This is a genomic window from Rhodanobacter terrae (genome assembly GCF_042657005.1).
In the GTDB taxonomy this organism is placed as follows: domain Bacteria; phylum Pseudomonadota; class Gammaproteobacteria; order Xanthomonadales; family Rhodanobacteraceae; genus Rhodanobacter; species Rhodanobacter terrae.
On record NZ_JBHSNG010000079.1, the window covers coordinates 1 to 1,002 of the forward strand.

Here is a 1,002-nt window from a genome sequence, read left to right on the forward strand (position 1 = left end):
GCCGGTTTCGACTGCACGACCTGCTGCCGCGGCTGACGCGCGCGATGGTGCTCTGCAAGCCTTGCCCGGAGCCGATGCTGCGCTTGGCGAGTAATTTTCTTCACTGAGGTTCGACGCTAATCAGGTTGTCGGATGAGCTTCGCGGGAGTCGAGGTGCACGCGCCAGACATGAGCGCTCATGCAAAATCCTTCCGTCCCTTTTGCGCCTTACGGCGATTGTGCAGAGATGAGATTTACACCTCCGTCATAGAACAGCCTCTCGCTACAGAGCAATAGAAATTGGAACAAGGGCCCCCATTCCGAATGGTATTGGGCTTGACGTAAGCGCACGAGATATCCACATCTAGACAAGGCTGACAGCTCGTAGATGGGAAGATACACAGGGTTGGCGCGGCTTGGGTTCAAGGTCCAGTTGAAGACAATTCTGGCGATCCTTCCATTACCATCGATGAAAGGATGGAGGTTCGTCAAGGCGGTCATAGCCACGACAGCCGCGAATCCGGGCTCTATCACCCGATAACGTTTCCAATGCTCGTAGATGACACCGAGCTGCGAAAGGACGTAAGTCGGGCTCGGGTAAACGACGTAGCTACCGTTTCTATCCCGAGCAGTCGCAATGCTCCTTGCTCGGAACCCAGACGGAGGCGGAGAAGTTGCCTGCTTTATGTACTTCAGTACCTTGCAAAACCCCTCGAAGTCTACAATGGAGCCCGCAGAAGGTAGATCGGAATTAGCCAACGTTTCAAACTCAAGTTTCGAGCGACCGTCGCCAAAGGCCTCGGTGTTCGCCTCCGCCATGTAGTCTGATAACTCGTGTTCAAGCTCCTCTTGTTTGAACGGTCCGATATCACGATTTCGAATGGGGTCACCATCAAGCCACCTGATTAGCCCTGATCCTCAGCCATGAAAATTGCTAGCCATCCGCAAGACCGGCTCCGCATGGGGCTTGCACAGCATCATGGCGCGAGCCAGACGCGGCAGCATCTCGCGCAGTCGAAAACG

At 55.0% G+C, this 1,002-nt stretch carries 1 protein-coding gene and 1 pseudogene; both read right to left on the bottom strand.

Translation table 11 applies throughout. From position 1 onward, the window contains the following. Nucleotides 1-207 precede the first annotated feature (207 nt). Complete coding sequence (locus ACFPPB_RS20300; RefSeq protein WP_377330477.1) at nt 208-798, bottom strand: Fic family protein; 591 nt, start codon at nt 796-798, stop codon at nt 208-210. Between the two features lie 99 nt (nt 799-897). After that, nucleotides 898-1,002: pseudogene (locus tag ACFPPB_RS20305) on the bottom strand (IS1595 family transposase); the annotation flags it as partial.